At 58.7% G+C, this 22,501-nt stretch carries 16 protein-coding genes; 3 read left to right on the forward strand and 13 right to left on the reverse strand.

All coding sequences use genetic code 11. The features are described 5' to 3' along the window. The first annotated feature begins 126 nt into the window (after nucleotides 1-126). Both glmS and tcuC read left to right on the forward strand, forming a co-directional pair. The gene (gene glmS, locus AC0L3S_RS30400; protein WP_259219165.1) at nucleotides 127-1,953 is read left to right on the forward strand and encodes a glutamine--fructose-6-phosphate transaminase (isomerizing); all 1,827 of its coding nucleotides are present in this window, start codon (nucleotides 127-129) and stop codon (nucleotides 1,951-1,953) included. Nucleotides 1,954-2,289: 336 nt separating this feature from the next. Next, nucleotides 2,290-3,606, forward strand: a complete 1,317-nt coding sequence (gene tcuC / locus AC0L3S_RS30405) for an MFS transporter (protein ID WP_259219164.1) — start codon at nucleotides 2,290-2,292, stop codon at nucleotides 3,604-3,606. A 621-nt stretch (nucleotides 3,607-4,227) separates the two neighbouring features. Here tcuC and AC0L3S_RS30410 read toward each other — a convergent pair. From AC0L3S_RS30410 to AC0L3S_RS30470, 13 genes are all read right to left on the reverse strand, one after another. Further along, nucleotides 4,228-5,085: an electron transfer flavoprotein subunit beta/FixA family protein gene (locus AC0L3S_RS30410; RefSeq protein ID WP_204513574.1), complete on the reverse strand. Its 858-nt coding sequence runs from the start codon at nucleotides 5,083-5,085 to the stop codon at nucleotides 4,228-4,230. Between the two features lie 415 nt (nucleotides 5,086-5,500). Then, nucleotides 5,501-7,255 carry a nif-specific transcriptional activator NifA gene (gene nifA / locus AC0L3S_RS30415; RefSeq protein ID WP_456652754.1) on the reverse strand — a complete coding sequence of 585 codons (1,755 nt, stop codon included), beginning with the start codon at nucleotides 7,253-7,255 and terminating at the stop codon, nucleotides 5,501-5,503. A 247-nt stretch (nucleotides 7,256-7,502) separates the two neighbouring features. Then, entirely contained in the window at nucleotides 7,503-8,339 is an 837-nt protein-coding gene (locus AC0L3S_RS30420) for an SDR family NAD(P)-dependent oxidoreductase (RefSeq protein WP_374762390.1), read from the reverse strand. 859 nt (nucleotides 8,340-9,198) lie between these two features. After that, complete coding sequence (locus AC0L3S_RS30425) at nucleotides 9,199-10,218, reverse strand: nodulation protein NodZ (protein ID WP_259219360.1); 1,020 nt, start codon at nucleotides 10,216-10,218, stop codon at nucleotides 9,199-9,201. A gap of 120 nt (nucleotides 10,219-10,338) precedes the next feature. Then, nucleotides 10,339-12,351, reverse strand: coding sequence for a carbamoyltransferase family protein (locus AC0L3S_RS30430; protein WP_259219163.1), 2,013 nt, complete (start codon nucleotides 12,349-12,351; stop codon nucleotides 10,339-10,341). Nucleotides 12,352-12,549: 198 nt separating this feature from the next. Then, nucleotides 12,550-13,338, reverse strand: a complete 789-nt coding sequence (locus AC0L3S_RS30435) for an ABC transporter permease (protein ID WP_204513569.1) — start codon at nucleotides 13,336-13,338, stop codon at nucleotides 12,550-12,552. A gap of 3 nt (nucleotides 13,339-13,341) precedes the next feature. Beyond that, nucleotides 13,342-14,256 (reverse strand): nodulation factor ABC transporter ATP-binding protein NodI, encoded by a 915-nt coding sequence (nodI, locus tag AC0L3S_RS30440; protein WP_259219162.1) that lies wholly within the window; start codon nucleotides 14,254-14,256, stop codon nucleotides 13,342-13,344. Between the two features lie 4 nt (nucleotides 14,257-14,260). Next, complete coding sequence (nodU, locus tag AC0L3S_RS30445) at nucleotides 14,261-15,973, reverse strand: nodulation protein NodU (protein WP_259219161.1); 1,713 nt, start codon at nucleotides 15,971-15,973, stop codon at nucleotides 14,261-14,263. Nucleotides 15,974-15,984: 11 nt separating this feature from the next. Next, complete coding sequence (nodS, locus tag AC0L3S_RS30450) at nucleotides 15,985-16,614, reverse strand: nodulation methyltransferase NodS (protein ID WP_204513566.1); 630 nt, start codon at nucleotides 16,612-16,614, stop codon at nucleotides 15,985-15,987. Between the two features lie 23 nt (nucleotides 16,615-16,637). Beyond that, nucleotides 16,638-17,996 (reverse strand): chitooligosaccharide synthase NodC, encoded by a 1,359-nt coding sequence (nodC, locus tag AC0L3S_RS30455; RefSeq protein ID WP_259219160.1) that lies wholly within the window; start codon nucleotides 17,994-17,996, stop codon nucleotides 16,638-16,640. A gap of 14 nt (nucleotides 17,997-18,010) precedes the next feature. Continuing rightward, the gene (nodB, locus tag AC0L3S_RS30460) at nucleotides 18,011-18,670 is read right to left on the reverse strand and encodes a chitooligosaccharide deacetylase NodB (RefSeq protein WP_259219159.1); all 660 of its coding nucleotides are present in this window, start codon (nucleotides 18,668-18,670) and stop codon (nucleotides 18,011-18,013) included. Then, nucleotides 18,667-19,299 carry a NodA family N-acyltransferase gene (locus AC0L3S_RS30465; RefSeq protein WP_259219158.1) on the reverse strand — a complete coding sequence of 211 codons (633 nt, stop codon included), beginning with the start codon at nucleotides 19,297-19,299 and terminating at the stop codon, nucleotides 18,667-18,669. Before AC0L3S_RS30465 ends, nodB begins: the two co-directional genes overlap by 4 nt. After that, a complete protein-coding gene (locus tag AC0L3S_RS30470) occupies nucleotides 19,296-19,676 on the reverse strand; it encodes a response regulator transcription factor (protein ID WP_473283312.1) in 381 nt (126 codons plus the stop codon). Before AC0L3S_RS30470 ends, AC0L3S_RS30465 begins: the two co-directional genes overlap by 4 nt. A 477-nt stretch (nucleotides 19,677-20,153) precedes the next feature. Here AC0L3S_RS30470 and AC0L3S_RS30475 point away from each other — a divergent pair, with 477 nt between their 5' ends. Further along, the gene (locus AC0L3S_RS30475; protein ID WP_259219155.1) at nucleotides 20,154-21,098 is read left to right on the forward strand and encodes a LysR family transcriptional regulator; all 945 of its coding nucleotides are present in this window, start codon (nucleotides 20,154-20,156) and stop codon (nucleotides 21,096-21,098) included. Nucleotides 21,099-22,501 lie beyond the last annotated feature (1,403 nt).

A 22,501-nucleotide genomic window follows, 5' to 3' on the forward strand; every position in this document is an offset into this window, starting at 1 on the left:
CGCGCCTGCTGGTGACGCAGGCCCGATGGAGGGCAGGCACGGCTAGCTTGGCCGATACTAGCGAGTGAATTGGTCAGGCGCGCCTTCCGGCCCGCTCTGTGTTGAACTTGAGGTAAACTGATTAGCATGTGCGGAATTGTTGGCATCTTGGGGCGCGGTCCGGTCGCGGATCGACTCATCGATTCACTAAAACGGCTGGAGTATCGCGGCTACGACTCAGCAGGCATCGGAACGCTCAAAGGAAATCATATCGAACTTCGACGCGCCGAGGGGAAGCTGCGGAACCTTGAGACGCGCGTTCGCTGCCATCCACCCTCAGGCCATGTCGGGATCGGGCACACGCGCTGGGCTACTCACGGCAAGCCGACCGAGCACAATGCTCATCCGCATGCAACGGACAATGTTGCGGTCGTCCATAACGGCATAATCGAGAATTTCCGCGAGCTGCGCGCGGAGCTGAAACAGCATGGCGCTTGTTTCGCCTCTGAAACAGACACGGAGGTGGTGGCACATCTCATCGACTCTTATCTGAAGAATGGCTGCTCGCCGCAGGAGGCAGTAAAAGCGTCGCTGCCACGGCTAGTGGGCGCGTTTGCGCTTGCAATCCTGTTCAAGGGTCGACACGACCTCATGATCGGTGCGCGCAAGGGCTCACCACTCGCGATCGGGCATGGCGAAGGCGAAATGTATCTCGGATCGGATGCTATCGCGCTCGCGCCCCTTACCGACTCGATCACCTACCTTGAGGATGGCGATTGGGCTGTGCTCAACCGCAACTTCAGCGTGGTCTACGACGCACAAGGCACAGTCGTCCGCCGGGATGTGGTGAACTCTGGCGCGTCGTCGGCTCTCGTCGATAAAGCGAACTACCGGCACTTCATGGCGAAGGAAATCCACGAACAGCCAGAGGTGATCGGGCATACGCTTGCCCATTACGTCGATAGTGCCACCGAGAGCGTGGTACTGCCGCAGGAGCTTCCGTTCGATTTCAATGAGATCGGACATATCTCGGTCACGGCTTGCGGTACGGCCGGCTACGCCGGCCACATCGCCAAATACTGGTTCGAGCGGCTGGCTCGTATTCCGGTCGAGCTCGATGTCGCCTCCGAATTTCGCTATCGTGAGGCGCCGATGCGCAAGGGAGATCTTGCTATCTTCATCTCGCAGTCCGGCGAGACGGCCGATACGCTGGCTGCGCTCCGCTATGCCAAATCGCAAGGTCTGCATACCCTCTCGATCGTGAACGTACTGAGTTCGACCATTGCGCGCGAAAGCGGGACAGTATTGCAGATACTCGCGGGGCCCGAAATTGGCGTTGCCTCGACCAAGGCGTTCACATGCCAGCTGGTCGTCCTGGCGGCGCTTGCGGTCGCTGCGGGTGAGGCGCGCGGTGAATTGTCGGAGAGCGCCAGCATCGATCTTGTACGCGAGCTGATCGAACTTCCTCGGCTAATTAGCGCGGCGCTTGCCAGCGAGCCACAGATCGAGAAGCTCGCACGCGACATCAGCAAATCGCGTGACGTGCTATATCTTGGTCGCGGCACGTCGTTTCCACTGGCCCTGGAAGGGGCACTCAAGCTTAAGGAGATTTCCTATATTCACGCCGAGGGCTATGCGGCCGGAGAGCTCAAGCACGGCCCGATCGCCTTGGTCGACGAGAGTGTTCCCGTAATCGTCATCGCTCCTTCCGACCGGGTGTTCGAAAAGACCCTCTCGAACATGCAGGAGGTCGCCGCACGCGGTGGCAAGATTATCTTGATAACGGACGTCAGGGGAGCCGCAGAGGTGTCCATGGATTCGCTCGCGACCATTGTGCTGCCGGAGATGGGTGCGACATTTACCTCGATAGTCTATGCGATTCCGGTGCAGCTCCTGGCCTACCACACGGCCATCCTCATGGGCACGGACGTCGACCAACCCCGAAACCTCGCGAAATCGGTAACCGTCGAATAAGGCAAGGTGATGCGACCTGGTCCCATCTCGTCCTTCCCCCCTTTTACTGCATATCGGTGCGCTCGATGAGAACTTCGGCTAGGCCACAGACAACAAGCCTGTCACCGAAACCGCTCCGAGGCTTCAGTAGCTTGAGAGTCACTCCTGCTGCACGAGCGGAATAACGAGCGAAATTGTGAGAGTTTGGCGGCAATTGCCGAAAATATGCCGGAAACGTCAGGCGCTTACGGCTTGGTCGATAGTGCCCTGATGGCCGATTCGCGGCCATGAAACTGCACGCGGCTGCCGTGAGATTTTCTCCGGAAGCGGCCATTTCAAAATCGAGAGGAAACTCGCATGTCACCAGCGCCCATTGCGCACGCCTCAAATGCCAAATCGCGCATTGGCGCCATATTACGTGCCACGAGCGGCAACTTCCTCGAGCAGTTCGACTTCTTCTTGTTCGGGTTCTACGCCAGTGCGATCGGAAACGCGTTCTTTCCATCAGGAAGCGAAACCGCTTCACTGCTTAACACCTTCGGTGTGTTCTGGTTGGGTGCCTTGATGCGACCTGTTGGTGCGATCGTGCTTGGAGCCTATATTGATCAGATTGGCCGTCGGCAAGGCCTGATCATCACGCTTTCGATCATGGCCATTGGCACCATCATCATCGCCTTTTGTCCGGGCTATGCGACGATCGGCATTGCCGCACCTGCGATCGTGCTGTTCGGACGGCTGTTGCAGGGCTTTTCTGCCGGCGTTGAGGTTGGTGGTGTTTCCGTTTACCTCTCCGAGATTGCCACTCCGGGCAACCGCGGCTTTTACACATCTTTCCAGTCCTCGAGCCAGCAGGTTGCGATCTTTGTCGCGGCTCTTATCGGATATTTTTTGAGCGAAGCACTTCCGGCCGAAATGGTTGCCGCTTGGGGCTGGCGGATCCCCTTCTTCCTTGGCTGCTTGATCGTACCGCTTATCTTCTTCCTGCGCCGGACGCTTGAGGAAACTCCGGAGTTTCTGGTCATGAAGAACCACCCAACGGCCCGCGAGGTCTTTGCCTCCACAGTTGCGAACTGGCGCATCGTCATTCTCGGCATGATGATCGCGATGCTGACGACCACGACATTCTATTTCGTGACGGTGTACACGCCTACGTTCGGCAGGCACGTATTGCAGTTGTCCTCGCAGAACACGCTCTTGGTGACGCTTTTGGTCGCGGTGACGAACTTCATCTGGAACCCAATTGGCGGCGCGATTTCCGACAGAATCGGCCGGAAACCGGTCCTGCTGACCATTGCCGGCGTTGCCTTGGTGACTGCATATCCAGCGTTGTCTTGGCTTGTAACGGACCCAAGCTTTGGCAAGATGCTGATCGTTGAGATGATGTTCTCGTTCTACTTTGGCACCTATAGCGGCGCCATGTTGGGCGCTCTGGTCGAAATCGTGCCGAAGCACATTCGCACAACTTGCTTTTCTTTGGCGTTCGCACTCGCCGCGGCTCTGTTTGGCACGTTTACGCCGCTTGCATCGACCTGGCTGATCGACCGGACAGATGACAAGGCGTCGCCCGGTTTCTGGTTGATGTTTGCGGCTTTGCTCGGCATTATCGCCGCGCTCACGATTTATCCAGGAAACACCAAGAGAGTTGCGAAAGCCGTTGCGACCCGAGCGGCCTAACCCGGCGGCAAGCGCGCAATTTACCACGCGTTAGCACGCGCGCCCGCGGGACGTTGGGGGCCCAAGGCTGAACTGAAGTTGGTGCGCGACTATCCCTGCGGTGATTTTCACGATGGTGCGCGGCCGTTCTGCCGATCACCGTTCTTCCTATGTGATCTGGGGCAGTATAGGGACGAGCTGGCGGTGATGTTGACCGGGAAAGGCTGAGCTTATCAGCCAACCTCGGTTCCGTCCTGTGGTCGGACGGTGCGCTGCCCGCACTTGCAGTCGCGTGAAACACGGCGGATTTCGCGCGAGGACTGGGATCCCTCGCGCGAGCTCCACGCTCTGATATTCTGTGCGGCCGCCACAAAACTCGAACGCGCACATCGTCGGGCTGCGTGAATTCCCCAGCGGACTGGTCGTCTCGCAGGTACGCGACAAACGTTAGCGTAGCGGGCCGTCTTGTGTCCTGGTCCGATACCGACCTCTCGGCGCTCGGATACGCAGGTTGAAGGCTCACCTTCTTGTCGCATCTGGCGGGGAGTGGTCGAGAAGTTTGGTCGTGCCTGTACAACGAGCGATGGGCCAATGCGTAACCAGACCCAGGCTGTTGCTCGCTGCGCTCGATCAGCCGTGACTTCACGCACCGCGTGCTTGCGCAGATGAGGCGAGCTGTGCGAGCTCCGTTTCGAGCATAGGGTTGCGCTTGAACATAGCGTCGATCAATGCTTGCGCCGGCTGCTCGGCCGCCTCCACCCACGTCGCTTTCTCCGCTCGCGCGGAGGGCGCGAAAACACGTTTGACGACGGTCGGCGAACCCCTCAGACCGCAATTGGTCATGTCATCCACGCCGGCGCTTTGGGCGCTCCATTTCACGATTGCGGTACGGGCGGCACGCAAAGCATCTGTCATTGCGCCGCGACGAATTTGATTTGTTGCCTCTAACATGCTGACGAGACACGGCAGCTTCGAACGCAACACCTGGACGCCTCCTTCGCAGCGTCGTTCGGCCTCGATGGTGCGTAGCTTGAAGTCTAACGCTTTGATTGTGGAAACATAAGTAAGCTGCTGGACTCCGAGCCGCCTTGCAATGCCAGGTCCCACCTGCGCCGTATCGCCGTCGATCGTCTGCTTGCCAGTGAATATGACGTCCGGTGGGCCATATTCTCTCTCGATGTTGCGAATCGCGCAGGCCAACGCGTAACTCGTCGCCAGCGTATCGGAGCCCGCGAAGCTACGGTCGGTGAGCAAGACAGCGCGATCGGCACCAAATGTTAGTGCCTTTCGGAGAGATTCTTCGGCCGACGGTGGCCCCATTGTCAGGACGGTGATTTCGCCGCCGAATTTATCTCTTAGCTCGAGCGCAGCTTCCAGTGCAAAGAGATCATATGGGTTGATGATTGTAGGCACACCCTGGCGCATAATCGTATTCGTAACAGGGTGCACGCGGATTTGCGCGGAGTCGGGGACCTGTTTGATGCAGACGATGCTGTGCATGTACTTCTCCTAAATGCCGAGCCGACTGCCGATGCAGCAAATGTCATACCACCCCGGGCATTCCGGCAACTAGAACGCAATGCGATGAATGACGCCTGACGTCGAGCTGGTTGTCGCAACTGCGACAGTTTGCGCACGGGCGTCATCTCAAGCTGATCTGAGTCACGGGCAGCAACGGAACCGCAGTGATCACGCGCCGGTTCGACGCCAATCCATTTTCAGGACGAGCACGCCGCGAACAGAAGATGACGAGGCTGGCCGATGCGAAGACGCCCTACGCTTCGCCGGCGAGGGAATCCCAACCGAAGGCATGAGGCTAGTATCCTCGTCATGCATCCGAGCTGGCGACCGCCCTTTCCACGCTTTCCTATCTCAGTCGGCCGAGCGAGAGAGAGGAGCGAGCCCGACGCTTTGTTCAGAAGCGTTTGATCTCGATGCCGTGTCTTCGCAAGGCATAGCCAATCTGGCGCGGGGTCAGTCCAAGCAGGCGCGCCGCCTTCGCCTGTACCCACCCGGATCTTTCCATGGCTGCGATCACGCGCTCGCGATCGGTGACTTTCGCGGCCCCCACGACGGGGCGCCCAGGCGGCCCTAGCGGTGTCAGCTCGCTGCTCACCGGCTGAACGGGTGTCGCGGCTTCCGTTGCCGGCGTGCTCAGCCTCGCGCGCGGTGCGATTGTCGGGCGCGGCTGTCGCGCCATTTCCGCCGGTCCACACTTCCATAGCAAGGCCGACAGGCATTGCCCGTGGCAGCACGCAAAGTCATCTCTTACGATCGACGATCCTAGCGCTAGCGTCGCGGTCCGCTGCACGCAGTTTTCGAGCTCACGGACGTTGCCGGGAAATCCGCAATTCATGAGGACCTCAATCGCACTTGAATCGAATACCAGGGCACGGCCGTTCTCATTGTTGAAGTTCTTCAAAAAACGAGCGGCGAGAAGCGGAATATCAGTGCGTCTTTCGCGCAGCGGCGGCAATAGCAGAGGAACCACGCTGATGCGGTAATAGAGATCGGCACGAAACTCGTTCCTGGCCACCGCCTCTTCAAGATTCTTGTTCGTGGCCGCAATCACGCGGACGTCGACTTTGATCGTCTGATTGCCGCCCACCCGCTCGAATTCCTGCTCCTGAAGCACGCGCAGGAGCTTCGCCTGGAACGAGCCCGAGATCTCTCCAATCTCATCCAGAAACAACGTTCCCTTGTCGGCGATCTCGAAGCGCCCCTTGCGCGCGTTGAATGCGCCCGTAAACGCCCCCTTCTCGTGTCCGAACAATTCGGATTCCAGCACCGTCTCTGTGAGGGCTGCGCAATTCAGCTTGATAAAGGGGCGTTTGGCGCGCGCTGAACACTCGTGAATAGCCTTCGCGACCAGCTCTTTGCCGGTACCCGATTCGCCACGCAACAAAACCGTGCTATTCGATTTTGAGATCACCTCGATCTTGTCAAGTAGCGCGCGCAGCGCCGGGCTGTCGCCGATAATTCCCTCGACTTGGACCTTCTTACGGTCCCGCCCTTGAGGCTTGAGCTCGGAGAGTTGCTTCTGCAGCCGGAACTCCTCGTCCATAAGGCGCCCGCGATCGCGCACAAACGAGCAATGCAGCTTGGTCGTCTGGCCCAGCAGGCTGGCGACCATCGTCAGAAGGCCGAGGTCGTCCTCGAGCTGCGCACGCGTCCCATTGTCCGCGATGCGGTCGATGCTCAGCGTACCCACAACTTTGCCGTCAACGTCTATGGGAACGCCGATGAACGCAACACGCGTCTGACCGCCGGCATTTAGTATATCGACCTCCAAAGAACTGAAGGCCGAATGCAGCGCTACATTCTCCACGATGAGCGGCTGCCCCGACGCGACGATTTGATCGATTGCTCCTTGCGGCAAGCGCACCCGGCAGCGCGCATCGCGGTCTTCGCTCCTGCCGTCCTCTACGATGATCTCCGGCCCGCCGTCATGCTCGAACAGACATACGATGCCGCGCCGCATCCGCACGAGCGATCCTAGGCGCTCGATGACGGTCGCCAGCTTAGCCTCGAGCCGACATAGGCCAGTGAGCGTGTGCGCTATTTCAACAATCGTGCTTAGCGATTTCTCTTGCGACCGCACAATACAAGCGGAAGCGTCCGCGTCGGAGGTTGAGTTTGGCTTGTCGCGCAGGGAAATGCTGTCTAGCATGACGACTTCTCCGTTCCTTTCTCTATCCTCCCCATCGGACTTGTTGGATTCGTGTTGCATGCCGATCTGACATCTAGTTCTCAGGGCGGGACGAGAGATTACCCCTCTTCATGGCACGTCGGCAGCACTTAGAGTGACTAGGTTTGCCGCTTTTTTCTTTCCAACTCGCTGCGCGGATTCACCCCAACCAACATGACTTCCAGCGATGAAGCTCAGAACAGCCGGGGCTCCTTAGGGGCGGATTGTACTATAAGTGTTGCCCGCCATTGATCGGCACTTCGGCGCCGGTGACATAACTTGCCGCATCGGAACATAGGAAGAAAATGACCTTGGCGACCTCTTCGGGTGTACCCACTCGGCGGAGTGGGATCTTTGGCACAAGATGCGCTTCCGTGTCAGGCGACAAAATGTCCGTCTTGATTTCGCCGGGCGCGATCGCATTGACGCGAATGCCATGTGCGGCGTAATCGTGCGCCATTTCGCGCGTGAGACAAGCGAGCGCAGCTTTCGAAGTCGCATATGCCGAGCCTGCAAATGGATGCACCCGCGAGCCGGCGATCGAGGTCACGTTGACGATCGAGCCTGACGCCCTTTTTAATTCGTCGAACAGGCCTTGAGCGAGTAGGATCGGTGCCACCAGATTGAGGTGGAACACGCTCATCCAGGTGTCGACTGAGGTCGCCAGCGATGTCAGCCTGGTACCGTTTGCAGCTTTTGGTGAGTTTCCGGCATTGTTTACCAGTCCGTGCAACGGTGCGCCAGCTAGGCGCTCCTTGATCTCGGCAATCACGCGCGGCAGCATCCGATGATCGCCCAGGTCGACTTCGATAAAGCTGTCGCCCTCTGAGTCTGATGGACGACGCGCCGCGTCCAATGGTTGGCGCGCGCAAGAAATGATGCGCCAACCGGCTTTCGAAAACAATTTTCCGGTGGCGCGACCGATACCGCGCGATGCCCCGGTCAATACCAGCGTCTTTCGCTCACGCAGCGGGCGGCCCGCTCGATCGGCGTGAATTGGACCGCTAGGGTCCGTTTCCGACGATTGAGGTACGACCGCTTTGTCATCTGGTAGATCTAGATTCACACGCGGCTCCCTTCCGCTCCCATCGGCTGTGCACCTGGTGCAGGATCCGGGCCAAAGCGACGCAGGTCATAAGGGGCGCACTTTTGCGACAAATGGCAGGTTCTGAACATCTGGCCTGTTTGCTTTTCGACAACAGCAACGCCGCGTCAAGCGCCCGGGCGCGTTGACCGCGTCGCACTCCAGGCGTGGTCTGTGGCTCATTCGAGCTGGCGGAGATAGTTTAGCTGCCTTGTGCGGAGATCAGGATCGATGGCCAGTTCGTTCAAATTCCTCGGTTGGACGCGCCGCCGCAGATGCGGCTCTGGTTCGATATCTATGGGCTGGGGCTCGTGCCGTTGATCAGCTGCGGTCGAAAGTATTTCGCAACCAGCGCATGAACAAGGCCGTCGTCCAGAAGACGAGCTGACCGCGAAAGGATTAACGCAGAAACGGCGATACGTCTACGCTGACGCGCGTCCTTGCTGCTGGGACATTCTGACGTGACCGTCTGCTACGTCAGATTTCCTCAGCGGCCCGGACCACCATCGCCATCCGATTCACCGCCTGGCCAGCGATGGCGGTTAGGGCCCGGTGATGACAGGACGATCATCTTTTCCGCGCCAGTCGACTTACACGTGGCTGGCCGACGCACTGCGGGACAAGGCCCCGAGGCTCGCCGGCATTGGCCGACGCTTCGCCAGACGTTCGCCGTACCAGCCGCATTGCATCCCGGATAGTGCGCGGGTCAGCGCGCTCGCCTGCGGACAGAACTCGCCATCAACCGCTTCTGCGACACGTTGCGAAACCCGATGCTGTGGAAGCCAGCAGTATCAGGCCGACGATCTAGGCGACGATTGCTCAGGTTCAGATTCGCGGCACCTCATGAAGCCGCGAAATGCTCGTATGGATTATCGACCAGGGTCAACTGCTCCGGATTGCTCAGATCGAATTCAATAATGCGTGGCACGAGCAGACGGGCATAGCGCGTAAAGGCGCTGGTGGGGGGAAAGCGGATCACGGTGGCGCATCGCGCAAGAAGATACATGTCGATGAGCGCGGAAGCTCCACCTTCAATTCCCATTTCCGCACTATGCAACGGCCCTGCCAGATCGGCCTGGAACCGTTTTGGTACGGCGAAGATATCGGGAAACAGACCCGATATGTGATCGAGCACCTGTGCGCTATCCGTGCACAGGAAGATCTTAACAGGCTTTGGATATGGCAAAGCCATGGCTTTACGGATTGCCATGCAGACCTGACGAAGAGCGAGCTCCGAATCGGCCCAGTACGGAGCATGCCCCATGATATCTTCGCCATTGCCGTGCCGAACATGAACGCCGATGATACTATGGCCGCTAAAGTGTTGCTCATACAAGTCCTCGATCCGCGCTCGAATCTCAGACCTGAGTTTGATGTTTCGGAAGATCAGTCGTTCGGCTTCCTCACCACAACGCCACATCAGGCAAGCGTCACAGACAATGGTGTTGGCCTCGTTATCGTCTCCTGCTTGGAACAGCTCAGTCAGTTCGTCACGTTCTCGGAAGATCTGCTCGTCCGGACGATTGATACAGTCGATCGATGGCCTATTCCACCACGGCGGGAAGAACGGGCCGGGAAACGAGAGCTGGTTGAGCCTGTCATCGCAAATCACCGGCACGCCAGCGATCTCCTCAACCGGCTCGAAGAACACCGGAAAGGCGTTGCTGAACGGTTGGCCGACATAACAGGAACCGCGCCAGTCAATAACGAGCGTTCGCCCGGTCCGCTGCGCATACGACCAGGCTGATGCCAACGACCAGAGGCAATCACCAAAGCCGGTGCGCCTCCGAGAAACAACAAAGCGTTCCTTCGTCACGTTATCAAACCCTTCTCGTTGCGCGAGTGTGGCGCACCAACTCATCTGCGATGCCGATCCACGCCGGGCGCTGGTCACCTGGACGCAAGTCACCCAACCCGCAAACTCATTCTGCACGGCACTGCGATTGGCAGGTCATGCTAGAGGTGTCACATTACGCACCTTTTACGACGGCCCAGTCTGTGACGGATGCAGCCGAATACGACGCTGATCCCACAGCCCGCGCAGTTCGTTCAGGAGAGCTTCGCGCCTGGTCCTGTCAGAGGTGACCCTGGCGAGAAGATCGGCCAGAACAGCTTCCTTCTCGATTTGCATCAGCATGTCGAATAGGTCATGCGAGACGCGTACGCTGTCATGGCTGGAGTGACCCATGCGGATCTCGCAGATTGTCTCCTGGCGGTCTCGGCCCGCATGAGCGCGAACCCGGTAAAGAGATACATGGGGCGGCAGTGATACAGCGAGCGCGGTCCAATTTTCGAGCGTTGTTGCCCGCTTTTTGATGAGGAATGACCCGACCACAAGGCCATCCAGCTCGGTCGACAAAAACGCCGTAATCGCATCGGCAACGGAATCTACGATCGGTTCGGCATTATTGTTGAACGACGTATTAAGCAGAATCGGGACACCCGTTCGAGCTTTGAACGCATTGATAAGTTCCCAATAGTCGGCATTGCTCGTGCGGGACACCGTTTGCAGCCGAGCCGTACCATCGATATGCGTGATCGCGCCCAGCAATGCACGCATGGATTCGCGCACGCGCACGACGAAATTCATGAAGGGATATTCTGCGCGACCATCTGGCAACTCAAAGAACGCGTCCGCATCCTCCTCGAGAACCGATGGCGCAAACGGTCGATAACTCTCGCGCTTCTTGACCATCGCATTGATCCGGTCCTTGTTTGCCGCGGGCCTCGGGTCCGCAAGAATGCTGCGGTTGCCGAGCGCACGAGGTCCGAACTCGGACCGGCCCTGTACCCACCCGATCACGGCGCCATCAGCGATCCACTCGGCTGCTCTGGCTGCGACATCAGCGGTCCGTTCAATCTCGAGGTGTCCGGCCCATCCCTTCAGTTCCTGTTCAATGCTGTCGTCGCTGCCGACATCGGGCCCCCAATAAACCGCCTGTAGTCGCTCGCGGGGCGGAGCCTGCCCGGCCTCGTTCGATACCATCAGCGCCGCACCCAATGCGCATCCGGCATCATGCGAGGCCGGCTGGACAAAAATGTCTTCGAACAGGCCTGAGTACAGCAGTTTTCCGTTTAGCGTGCAGTTGTGGGCCACCCCGCCAGCCAGGCACAACCGTTTCATTCCGGTCTGCTCACGATAATGCCGAAGAATGTGAAAGACGATCCGCTCCAGCGCCTCCTGCAACGAAGCGCTCACATCTCGGTGCTGTTGCGTGAACGGCATTCCCTTTCGCCGGACCTCGATATTGCGCAGCAATGCCGGGCCGATACGGTCAAGGTGAACGCGGTAGGCACCGTTGGGGGAGAGCTCATAAAATTGGGAGAAAAGCTCGCGATAGCGAGCGGGATCTCCATAAGGAGCCAATCCCATGACCTTATATTCGTCGAACAGGCCGTAGCCGAGGTATCGGATCGTTTCCAGATAGAACAGTCCGAGAGAGTTGGTCTCTGGAAACGTCATGAGCTCGGTCATTTCGGTGCCCGACCCCACCGCCAACAGACCCGAGAGGAAGTCGCCACAGCCGTCGATCGCGAGAACCAGACTCTCTTCAAAGCCGGACATTGCCAAAGCGCTTACGGCATGGGCCTGATGATGGCCTACGAATGACACCCGCGAAGGGTCAACTTGGGTACCGAACTCTGCCGCGAGAAGGTGCCGCAACAGGAGATTCGCATCCAGCGGAATTGAGATCTCAGGCTGTGAGATAAACAACCGTTCGAGCATCGAATTGCAGTAGGCTTCAGTCGCGTAGAACGCAATACGATCGACGTCGCGAAGCTCCACGCCTGCGGCTGCTAGACAGTATTCTATCGCACTACTCGGAAGCTTGTTTGAATGTTTGATTCGGTTGAGACGCTCCTCTTCGACGGCAGCGATCACGCGACCATCCTTGACGAGCACCGCGGCGCCGTCGTGCAGAAACGTGTTCGGTAGTTGCAGGGGGTTTTCATAGACCCTGTCAAGCCCGCCACTCAATCCTAGACACAGCATGTTGTTCTCCGTTCATTCTGAGAGGTCTGTTGACCTATTTCGTATCGCTCGCTTGGCGAGTAGGCCGCACGTCGCCGCGGGGCCGCAGTCATCGCCAACGAAACGAGGCTCATATAAGCGTCGGCCGCGACTCGAACATTCGTTACGTCCGGTATCTGATCTCGCACGCGCGACGCTTCGCTTTAGGTCTTATTCCTCTTACCGCATCAGGCGTTGCCGAAGCAGCGCGGCCGAGACGATGAAGGGCAACGCTGCGCAGATGCAAAGTGCGCCCACATGCAAACCGACGCTGTCGACCGGCCGACCGAGCATTGCTGGACGAATGAGATCGACCGAATGTGTCAGGGGCAACAAGGCCGCTATGCGTTGAAATGAACCCGGTAACTGGCTGATTGGGAAGATCGCGCCACTCAGATACATCATGGGGGTGAGGATAAGTGATTGGTAGAAGATGAAATAGTCGTGGCTCGGTGCAAGAGCTGAAACGACCATTGCGAGGCTCGCGAAAGCAACGCCAGTGAGGGCGATGGCTGGTAACGCATAGGGAATGGACGACCACTCTGCATACCCCAGCGCGACGGCAACAATCGTGATCGCCGTCCCGGCGAGCAAGGCCTTGCTCGCTGCCCACGCCACTTCACCTAGAACAATGTCGCCGAGCGTAAGAGGCGTACAGAGCACCGCCTCCCACGTGCAACCTGTCTGCATGCGAGCGTAAGCCCCATAGATGGTTTCAAAGGTTGAGGAGACCATTGCGCTTGTGGCGACCATCCCAGCTGCCAGAAACGAGATGTATGAAGTCCCCTCAACGCCACCTACGATCATTCCAAGGCCAAAACCAAGACCGAACAGAGAGCTCATCGGCTCGGCCAGATTCCCAAGAATCGATGCCAGAGCGACTTTCCGCCAGACCAGAAAGTTGCGGCGCCATACCGCAATCCAGTTCCATGGATTAGCAGGAAGCGCGGGCGCAAAACGTTGCCACATCGTTCAGTCCTTCATCTCTCGCCCGGTTAGCCGCAAGAAGACATCCTCCAGATTTGGAGGACGCTGCAGAAGGCGGAGATCCGTACGGCTGGCAAGTCGGCGACGCACCTGCTCGGGATCCGTGACATAGCAGAACAGTGTCTCCCCGCTCACCTCGGCGTGCTGCACTGTGGTTCTGACCAGCGGCAGCAGCTCATGGGGATTACCACCGTAGATCTCGATCACCTGGCAGCCGATCTGCTGCTCGATCAGGACATGAGGCTGCCCTTCCGCGATTTTGCGGCCGTGCTCAAGCACGCACAGGCGATCGCACAATCGCTCCGCCTCTTCCATGAAATGGGTGGTCAGAAGGATCGTTTTGCCGCGCGCTAATAGCCAGCGCAAGCGTTCCCAGATGAGATGCCGGCCGTGCGGATCGAGGCCAGTCGTCGGCTCGTCAAGCACCAAGAGCTGCGGGTCGTTAATGAGGGCACGTGCCAGCGTCAGTCGCCGCTTCATGCCGCCGGACAGTTCCGCGACGCGCGCGTCCGCCTTGTTCTCCAGGCGGGCGAATTCGAGCAGTGACGGAGTCACCGTTTTGACCTCTGTCGCGCTCATGCCGAAGTAGCGACCGAAAACGAGCAAGTTTTCGCGCACGGTGAGCTGAAGATCGAGGTTATCGAACTGTGGGACAACCCCGATGCCCCGACGCGCCAAGGGCGCACGTGCCGGCACCGGCTCGCCAAGCACGTGGATCTTACCTGCGTCGGGCGATGCAACACCCAGGATCAATCGCGCAAGCGTGCTTTTACCCGCGCCGTTTGGTCCCAGCAGACCGAAGCACTCTCCGGGCGAGACCGTAAACGAAAGAGCGTCCACGACGGTCCGGTCCTTGTAGGACTTGCTCACCTCAAAAAGGTCGATTGCCGGGGTTGACATTTGCTTACGCGATCGCGACGGACGTTGTTCGCACCGCGTCCTTTGTTGCGTGCTTTTTCGTCCAAAGCAGGCCGTCACACCACACGTGATCGACGCGTCCCCACTGGCAGGCGGCGGCAGCATCCGGGAAAAAGCCGCGTCCATGCAAATTGGCGCTGGTATTGCAAAGCAGCGGAATGGCTGTGAGCTTCTCGTACGCGATGAGAAGCTCGACCACTTTATGCTGAGATGTTCTGGAAACGGTCTGTAGGCGAGCAGATCCATCGAGATGCACGACGGCGGGAATTTTGTCCCGCCATTCCGGTCGCGTCTGGTGATCGAACAGCATGTACGGATCGGGTACTCCAGGGCTAAAAATCTCTGCCGCACGATCCTCCAGGCATATCGGCGCTACCGGCCTGAAATGCTCTCGAAGCTTGACGTCGTTGAGATGGTCTTTCATTCCCTCCCAGCTCGCAGCCGCGAGAATGCTTCTGCCACCCAACGCACGTGGTCCGAGCTCGGCACGCCCGGCAAGGAAGATCACGGGCTGGTCACTCGCGAGGATTGCCGCAAGTTCGCCCATAGTGCAGGGCGCGCCGTCCCATCCGGGCGGGACTTCGCTGGGACGAACGGCCGGTCCACTGTAGACCGTCCATTCCAGAGCTCTAAAGCCTTGCTGTGCCGCCAGTGCAGAGCAAGCAGCACCGATCGCTGAGCCGCTGTCGTTCGGAAAGGGCGGCACCCACACGTCGTCGAACAGACCGGTCGCACGAAATGCACTATTCCACTTGATATTCAGGCCACAGCCGCCGGTTATGCAGAGGTTACGCACCCCCGCAAGATCCGAATGTCGCTGCACAACATCAGCAATTGTGCGAACCAGCAGACGCTCTAGAAAGACGTGAAATGACGCCAGGACGTCTTCGGCCTGCTTGGCCTTCAACCGCAGTGCGCACGCATCGAAGAAGTCGTGCAGAGCTTCAAGTGGCGATTTTGGGCTGTTGATCTGTGCAAGCTTATGGCAGGTGCCATCAGCATCCGTGGCAAAGTGCGCCTGATAAAGCTCCTGAAACGTCGCAATAATCTCCTCGTCGGGAGCTCCGAGAGCGATATAGGCCATCAGCTTGCCGGCGATGCCGAGATCCCAGCTGGTCCGGTCTGCCCGCCTGTAAGGTCCAAAGTGATGTCCTGCCGTCGCATAGGCGTGGCCTATCATCGGAAACAGGCACTCGATGAACCGGATGCCGTGCGGCTCGACATAGTAGAGGCGCGGAAACATGCAGCCGTCCCACACCAAGCAGAAAGCAGATTGTGCGGATTTGGCAAACGAGCTGGTGCAGTATGCGGATGCTACGTGCCCGGTGACATGCGGATAGCTTTGATAGGGATATAGTTTCCCATCAAGCATAAGGCCGATGCGATCGCGGGACGCGAGGGGGCTATCGCCTTGGCGTTCGACATACGGCGCGCCTTTGAGCTTAACGGTCGTCGTCCCACTAAGGACTTCAAACTGGGATTCGAACTCTCCATCCCAGCCATCAATGACGAACTGATCGACATCGCTCGGATCTAGCCCGTGCTCCGCCAAGGCGCTAACAACGGAATCCAGGTTGTCGATGGTTTGATAACGCGGATTATTGTTCAGCTTCTCCTGCTCGACGCAGAACACCACTTGCCCGTCCTCAATCAGAGCGACGGCCCCGTCATGCGTCAACTTGATACCGCAGATACGCATAGTGGCTCCTCTCAGCCTCGGCCGTTGGGTGGGATCGAAGATGGCTCCGGATTCCGAAAGCGGACCAAAAGGCAGTCTTCGTCAGCCGACTGCCCCTGGCACTGCACGCGTTCGACCTCAATGAGCGCTTCAGTCAAAATCGTGATGACCGTCTCGGCGCCAGCGACATGCCCCCATCGCTTGCAGGTCGCATCACGTGCAGATCCGAAGACCAGATGACCACCCGGAGCAAGCATCTTGACCATGTTGTCGACTGCAGTACGCATTTGTGTCATGTCTTCGAGATAATAGAGAACTTCGGCGACCACGATCAGATCGAACCGCTCTGCGGCCGAGAACTGCAGAATGTCAGTCGCCGCCCAGCTGATATGCGACCACCTCTTGGTCCGCTGGACCGCTCGACCGATCGCTCGCGGCATAACATCGATGACCGTGAGCCGTTTGCAGTGAGGAGCAAGCTTCTCTGTAAACGCACCGGCCGCGCACCCGATTTCGAGGCCATTTGAGACGGCGCTGTTCGACAGCGACAGCCGCAGCAATTGGGTGTGACGCTCACGTTCGAACGGATTGTCGTCGAGCCGCCACGGATCCTCATTAGACAGCTCCCGTTCCAACGATTGATATGTCTGATGCACGTTCACGACCTAATCTCCTACAAAGCTGCTCACTCAGTCTCGGCCGCAATGCCATCCGGCGCGATCAGCTGCGATGGAGCGCGCGAAAGACCTGCCCTGCGAATTGCGCCAGGCATTTCCGATCCGGGGTTAAGGCTTGGTCCAGTTGTCGCGTCTTCGGTCGAGCCCTTCGATTCATCAACGTCTGGTGATTTCGCTACTTTGCGAGAGAGCCAATCGCTGTTGCTCAAGGTACAGAGCGCATAGGCTTTCATCGGGAGCAGTAGGAAGATGTTGATGGGGGTGTGCAGCGAGAAGCCGAGAAATCGAAGCTCACCGGCACGAACGGCTGCCACGCTGCATCTTATCATCGTCATCGCAATGATGGTCAGACCGGTCCACCAGGGCACGGTGCCAGTGAGCGCAAGCTGAGCGAGCGCGGCAATCGATGAGATTGCGAGCAGCAGCGGCCCTAGGTTCTGTCCAACCACGTCCAGCGTGAGGTACCGGTCGAGGCCGGGCAGCAGGTGCAAACCGAGCAGGGTGTCGCGGTAGGTGCTGCGTGCCCAACGGAGCTGCTGGCGCAGATACGGCAAGAGCGTGTCCGGGACCACCGTGGCGGCGATGGCGTCCGGAACGTACTCGGTTCGGAACCCTGCCTTGAGCATGAGGATGGTCAAATGACGGTCCTCACCGAAGTCGCTAGGTTTTCCCCGGAAGAACTGCGTCTCGTATTGCTCGAGCAGCAGCAGCAGCGCGGAGCGGCGGTACATGGCGCACGGCCCGCAGCAGCACATGACGGCGCCAAAGCGCGTCTGTGCCGCACGCTCCTCGTTGCAAGCCAACCAGTACTCCATGTCGATCAATCGGGTCAGCCAGCTGTCGTTTCGGTTGCTGGCCTTCAATTGGCCCATGGCCGCGCCGACGGCAGGATTCTGCATCTTGCGCACGAGCTTGCTGACCACGTCGCTGTCGATTTCCGTGTCGGAGTCGACGTTGAGCACGAGATCGCCGAATGAGCGGCGAATCGCTGCGATCTGCGCCTTGCGTTTTCCAACATTGCTTGGCAGCAGAATGATGGTGAATCTCGGGTCATACGCGTAGCTCGCGTGGACCGCGGCCACTGCGCCGACATTTGCAGAGCCGTCGTCGACCACGTAGACCTGCAATCGCCCTGGGTAATCCTGACTTGCGATAGACTTCAGGCAGGCCGCCAGCGTGCGCGGGTCCTCGTTGAAGCAGGGCACGATGACATCGACGCTGGGCAGAGCATCGGCGTCGACCGGGTCGCACGGTGGCAGTGGAGCGTCGCTTCGCAGCGCATAAAGCGCCTGCGCGCTCTTGTGGACGCTGGAGAGCAACGCGTAGGAGGCAACAGCAGCGGTGCTGATGGTGGCAAGCAGGCTCATGGGAATCGATCTATTCAGTGAGGTTGAGGAAGCGACCGGATTGCAAATCCACGGTCATGCAGTGCTGGAATGAGTTGGGCGAGCGCCGTCACAGTCTGGTCGCGCTGACCAGAATGAGGGCAGCGTCCCAACTCGTCGGGAGGGCAGCCGTCGTGCAGGAGCACGATTGCGCCTGGCCTGACCGAGGCCAACACTGCGGCAACAATCGCCTCGACGCCGGGACGAGCCCAATCTTGCGGATCGACTGACCAGTGCAGGGCTGCCAGTTCGGCCTTCACCGACGCGGCGAAGGCTTCCTTGCTCCAGATCCCGTACGGCGCACGCATGTGCCGCACAGAGGCTCCGGGGCAGGCCATTCCGATGACCTTATTCGTCGTGAGGATCTCGTATTCCACCTCATCCGCTATGCAATTGGCCAAGTCCGGGTGCGTCATTGTGTGGTTTGCGACCTCGTGCCCTTCTGCAATGATGCGCTGGATCAGCTGCGGCTGGGCCGCCGCGTATGCACCGATCACGCAGAAGGTGGCGGGCGTCCGATGCTGCGCCAGCACATCCAGGATAGCCGGCGTGCAAAGCGGGTTGGGACCATCATCAAAGCTCAGATAGACGCAGGGCTCTCCGCCGGCCTCGGTGTAGTCGCTCCGCGCTTCAGTCAAGTCGTTTGAGGAGCTCACAGTTCTGGCCCGTTCCGTTCGATCGTGTCACCCGCCGGCCATTCGCTCATGGGCCTCGCAATCGGCAGAACGAGGCCGACCACGTCCTCCACGCGCGTCGGAGGCACAGTGAGGTAGATGTCCGGACGAGCGGACCGGACGCGGAGCCCTGGCAGAACAGTCGCCAATCCCTGTCGCCCGAGCAGCCTGGTAATATGTTTCTGCAGGGCAGCACGGACCGTGCCAAAGCCGAACGGCACGCCAAGATCTCGCAATACGGGATACATCACTCGGATGGAGTGGGTTATTCCAAGCCCCTCCAGATCCGGGCGAACCCCGTACAATCCGAGTTCAGCCACGAGCAGATCGCTCTGACCAACTTTTATGAAGCGGCGTAGTGCCGCGATGTGAATCGCAACGCCACGATCATCGTAGCCGATAGCCCGAATCTCAGGCCGTGCGCCGGCCCAGCTTCGATGACCTTCAAAGGGCTTTGCATTGAATTCCCCGGTCGGACCATAGGTCTTCCGGAAGAAGTCGGATAATTCGATATGGTCAGCAAGTTCAAGGTCATTCTCCCAGCACAACCTCCAACGGACTGGAGGGCGCGCCGAAACACCTCGTGTGGATTCGGGCGCGATAATGTTCATAGGGCGTCATTCCTGTTCGTTATCTGGCTCCTGACGCAGGCCAGCAGTTCGCTACCTTCGAAAGGCTTGCTCGAGAACTCGAGTCCAGGGCCTCGCCTCACATCATGTTCGGAGTGGCCTGTGAGCAGAACGGTGGGGATCGCGCCTCCGGATGCAACCAGATGATCGAAGAGCGCGAGGCCACTCATCGGGCTCAACTGCATGTCCGCGATCAAGCGCGGCGTGATCGAACGGCGGCCTGATTTCAAGAACCCCTCTGCGCTCTCGAATGGTTCAGGCACGTAACCTGCGGAAAACACCATATCCGTCAGAGCTTCACGCACTGACTGATCTGCATTCACAATCGCGACCACGTCGAGCGTGCGCGCAACTTTCATCAGATTCGCCAAGGACGCCTTCGCTTGCATGTTCCGCACGATTTCACCGTCGCAAGGACGCAATCCAATTGGATGCGACCAAGGCACATTTGGCACCCGCAACCGGAGGGGTGCGACCGGACGGCAATCTACGGCCAGGTTGAGGGTTCGCTCAATTCTACGGCGGTACACGGTGGATATAGAATGGGTTGGCGAAGCCATACGATGGTTTGCTCGTCGTATACGCCCACTCAACTTTGCGGATTCCGATCGTGCTAGCTCACGGCGATATGGCTTGCGCAACACGCGCGAAACTGCGACCCCACGATCGAGACGTCTTGATTGATACCTAGCGCGGGGCTGAGACGCGCAACGATTTCTAACCATTCTGATGGATCTGACATCTCGCTAAACTATCGTTTGCTATCCTCATTCGGTACAAATGGTAAAATCGATTATATCGATAGAACACATTCACAGCGTGGATCGCTCAGGATTATGCGTTTCAAGGGCCTTGATCTGAATCTCCTCGTCGCGTTCGACGCCCTGGTGACGCAAGGCAATCTCACTACGGCGGCAAGAAGCATCAACCTCAGTCAACCTGCCATGAGTGCCGCCGTCGCGCGGCTTCGCACTTACTTTCGCGATGAGCTATTCACCATGAAAGGACGGAAGCTTGTCCCAACGCCGCGGGCTGAAGCGCTCGCAGCCCCGGTTCGCGAGGCTCTCGCTCACATTCAGCTCTCCATTATTTCTCCAGACGGCTTCGATCCGTCTCAATCGAATAGGCGATTCAGGATCATCCTGTCCGACTTCATGACTGTCGTGTTTCTTCGAGGGGTCGTGGACCGCGTCGCGCGGGAAGCACCAACAATCAGCTTCGAGTTGCTGCCGCCCGCAGAGGAACCTGATGAGCTTCTCCGGCGCGGTGAAGTCGATTTTCTCATGTATCCGCAGATGTTCATGTCGAGCGCGCATCCGAAGGCGGCTCTGTTCGAGGACACTTTCGTCTGCGTGGGCTGCCCCATGAACAAGCAGCTCACTTCGCGTCTCACGTTCGAGAAATACATCTCGATCGGGCACGTGGAAGCCCAGTTCGGGCGCTCCCTGAGGCCCTCCTTCCACGAATGGCTCTTGCTCGAGCATGGCTTCAAGATACGCACCGAGGTCGCGGTGCAGGGTTTTGGCATGATTCCGCCTATGTTATTGGGCACCAACCGTATAGCGAGCATGCCCTCAAGATTGGTCAGCCATTTCGCACAGACGATGCCGCTGCGGGTTGTCGAACCTCCCCTGCGACTTCTCACATTCACAGAGGCCGTCCAATGGCCCGCCATTCATAATACTGATCCTGCAAGCATGTGGTTGCGCAACATATTCTTGCAGCAGGCATCCACGATGGTCTCTCCGTCCGAGATCAGCCAATGTCACGGCCCGTCCTAGGACTGTTCGGGCCGGTTGCGGCCAGCTCTCGCTAACCGGACCTACGCCAGGCTCGAAGCCCCGGTCCTCTGAGGGACGTTTGGCATAGTGCACAAAAGCGCGCTTAAGCGTAGTTTGGTCGGGTCGCAGCCGATTGACTCGCGGTGCCGTGACGATCCTGCGCATCACACAGCTCGCTTGGCGGCTAAGGACTTTCCGCTGATTCGGACGGGACCGCATCACAGGTGCATGCGCCAGCTTCAGAGTACGCAACAATTATGTGGCCTGTACGGCGAACAATGTTCGGCCTCAGCACCAAACTCGCTTGAATCGCACGCCGCGTCAGGTTCAAGGCCAGCACCTGCGATCGAAGTTGCAGGCTTCACCTGGTAGCGAACCCGCATCGCTGTTTGCCTGAATTGGTGGATCTCATTGCCTTCAACAGCGATGGAGTTAGTCCCGAAGCGCGCCACTAGATACAAATGGCTGATGACCGGCAGAGGCGCTTCCTGCTCGTGTGGGTCGAATCAACATAAAAGCTGAACGCAAACGCCGCCCACGATCGCGCACCCCAAAGCCAGCCGCCAGCTCGCGCAAACCCGGATGGGCGGGGAAGACTGCGTGTCTTTGCACAATGTCACAATTGAAATTCGGAACACTTCCTCTCTCGACGGCGCTTATCTTCCTCTCGACGCGCGCGATGCGGCGTGATCGAGTGCAACTGCAAGCTTGCAGACCGCAGGATCAACCCGGATCAAGTGGCATCAGCTGGCGGCACTTTTTCCAGCTGCGCGCGTGTTGCGGTGAGGAGTGTTCATGATGAGAGGACCGCAACTGAGCCAAGGTGCGGCCGCGTAAGCGCTCGCCGCTCCCACTCGCCAAGCCTGCTCCTCCTCCAGCTTTCGATCATTTCGGCCGACATCCCCAGCCAAATCGGATGCTCGGTGCCGGGTCCTTCTTTCCGATGTCGCGACAATCGCGTTTTTCGAAAGATCGCGGCGTGACTCACACCGCGCCACCGCCGTCCATCTCGAGCTGCTGCCTCGCACCGCTGACCCCGAAGGGCTCCTTTGCTGCGGCAAGATAATTTGCCTATCTTACCCGAAGCATCTATGTCCAGCGCGCATGCCAAAGCGATACTGTTAGAGGCTGGAATTGAGGTGTGAGCGGTCGCACGAGCAAGCCAATACCGTGACAGATCGCGCTCGAGCCTTGTGTTCGATGGGATATTTGCTGCGACTCCGCCAGACAGTGGCCCCCCAGATTTTGGAGTAGCTTCGACTTGAGCATGGCCTTAAGACGTGCATCAAACTCTCAACCACACTGTAGCATCGTCTCTTGCTATTGCGGACCCGTATAGCGAGGCGGCCAGCGGTTCGCCAAGTGATTGTACAGAGGCAAAGCCGCTACGGATCTTTGCACTT

It is taken from the genome of Bradyrhizobium sp. Ken01 (genome assembly GCF_055807355.1).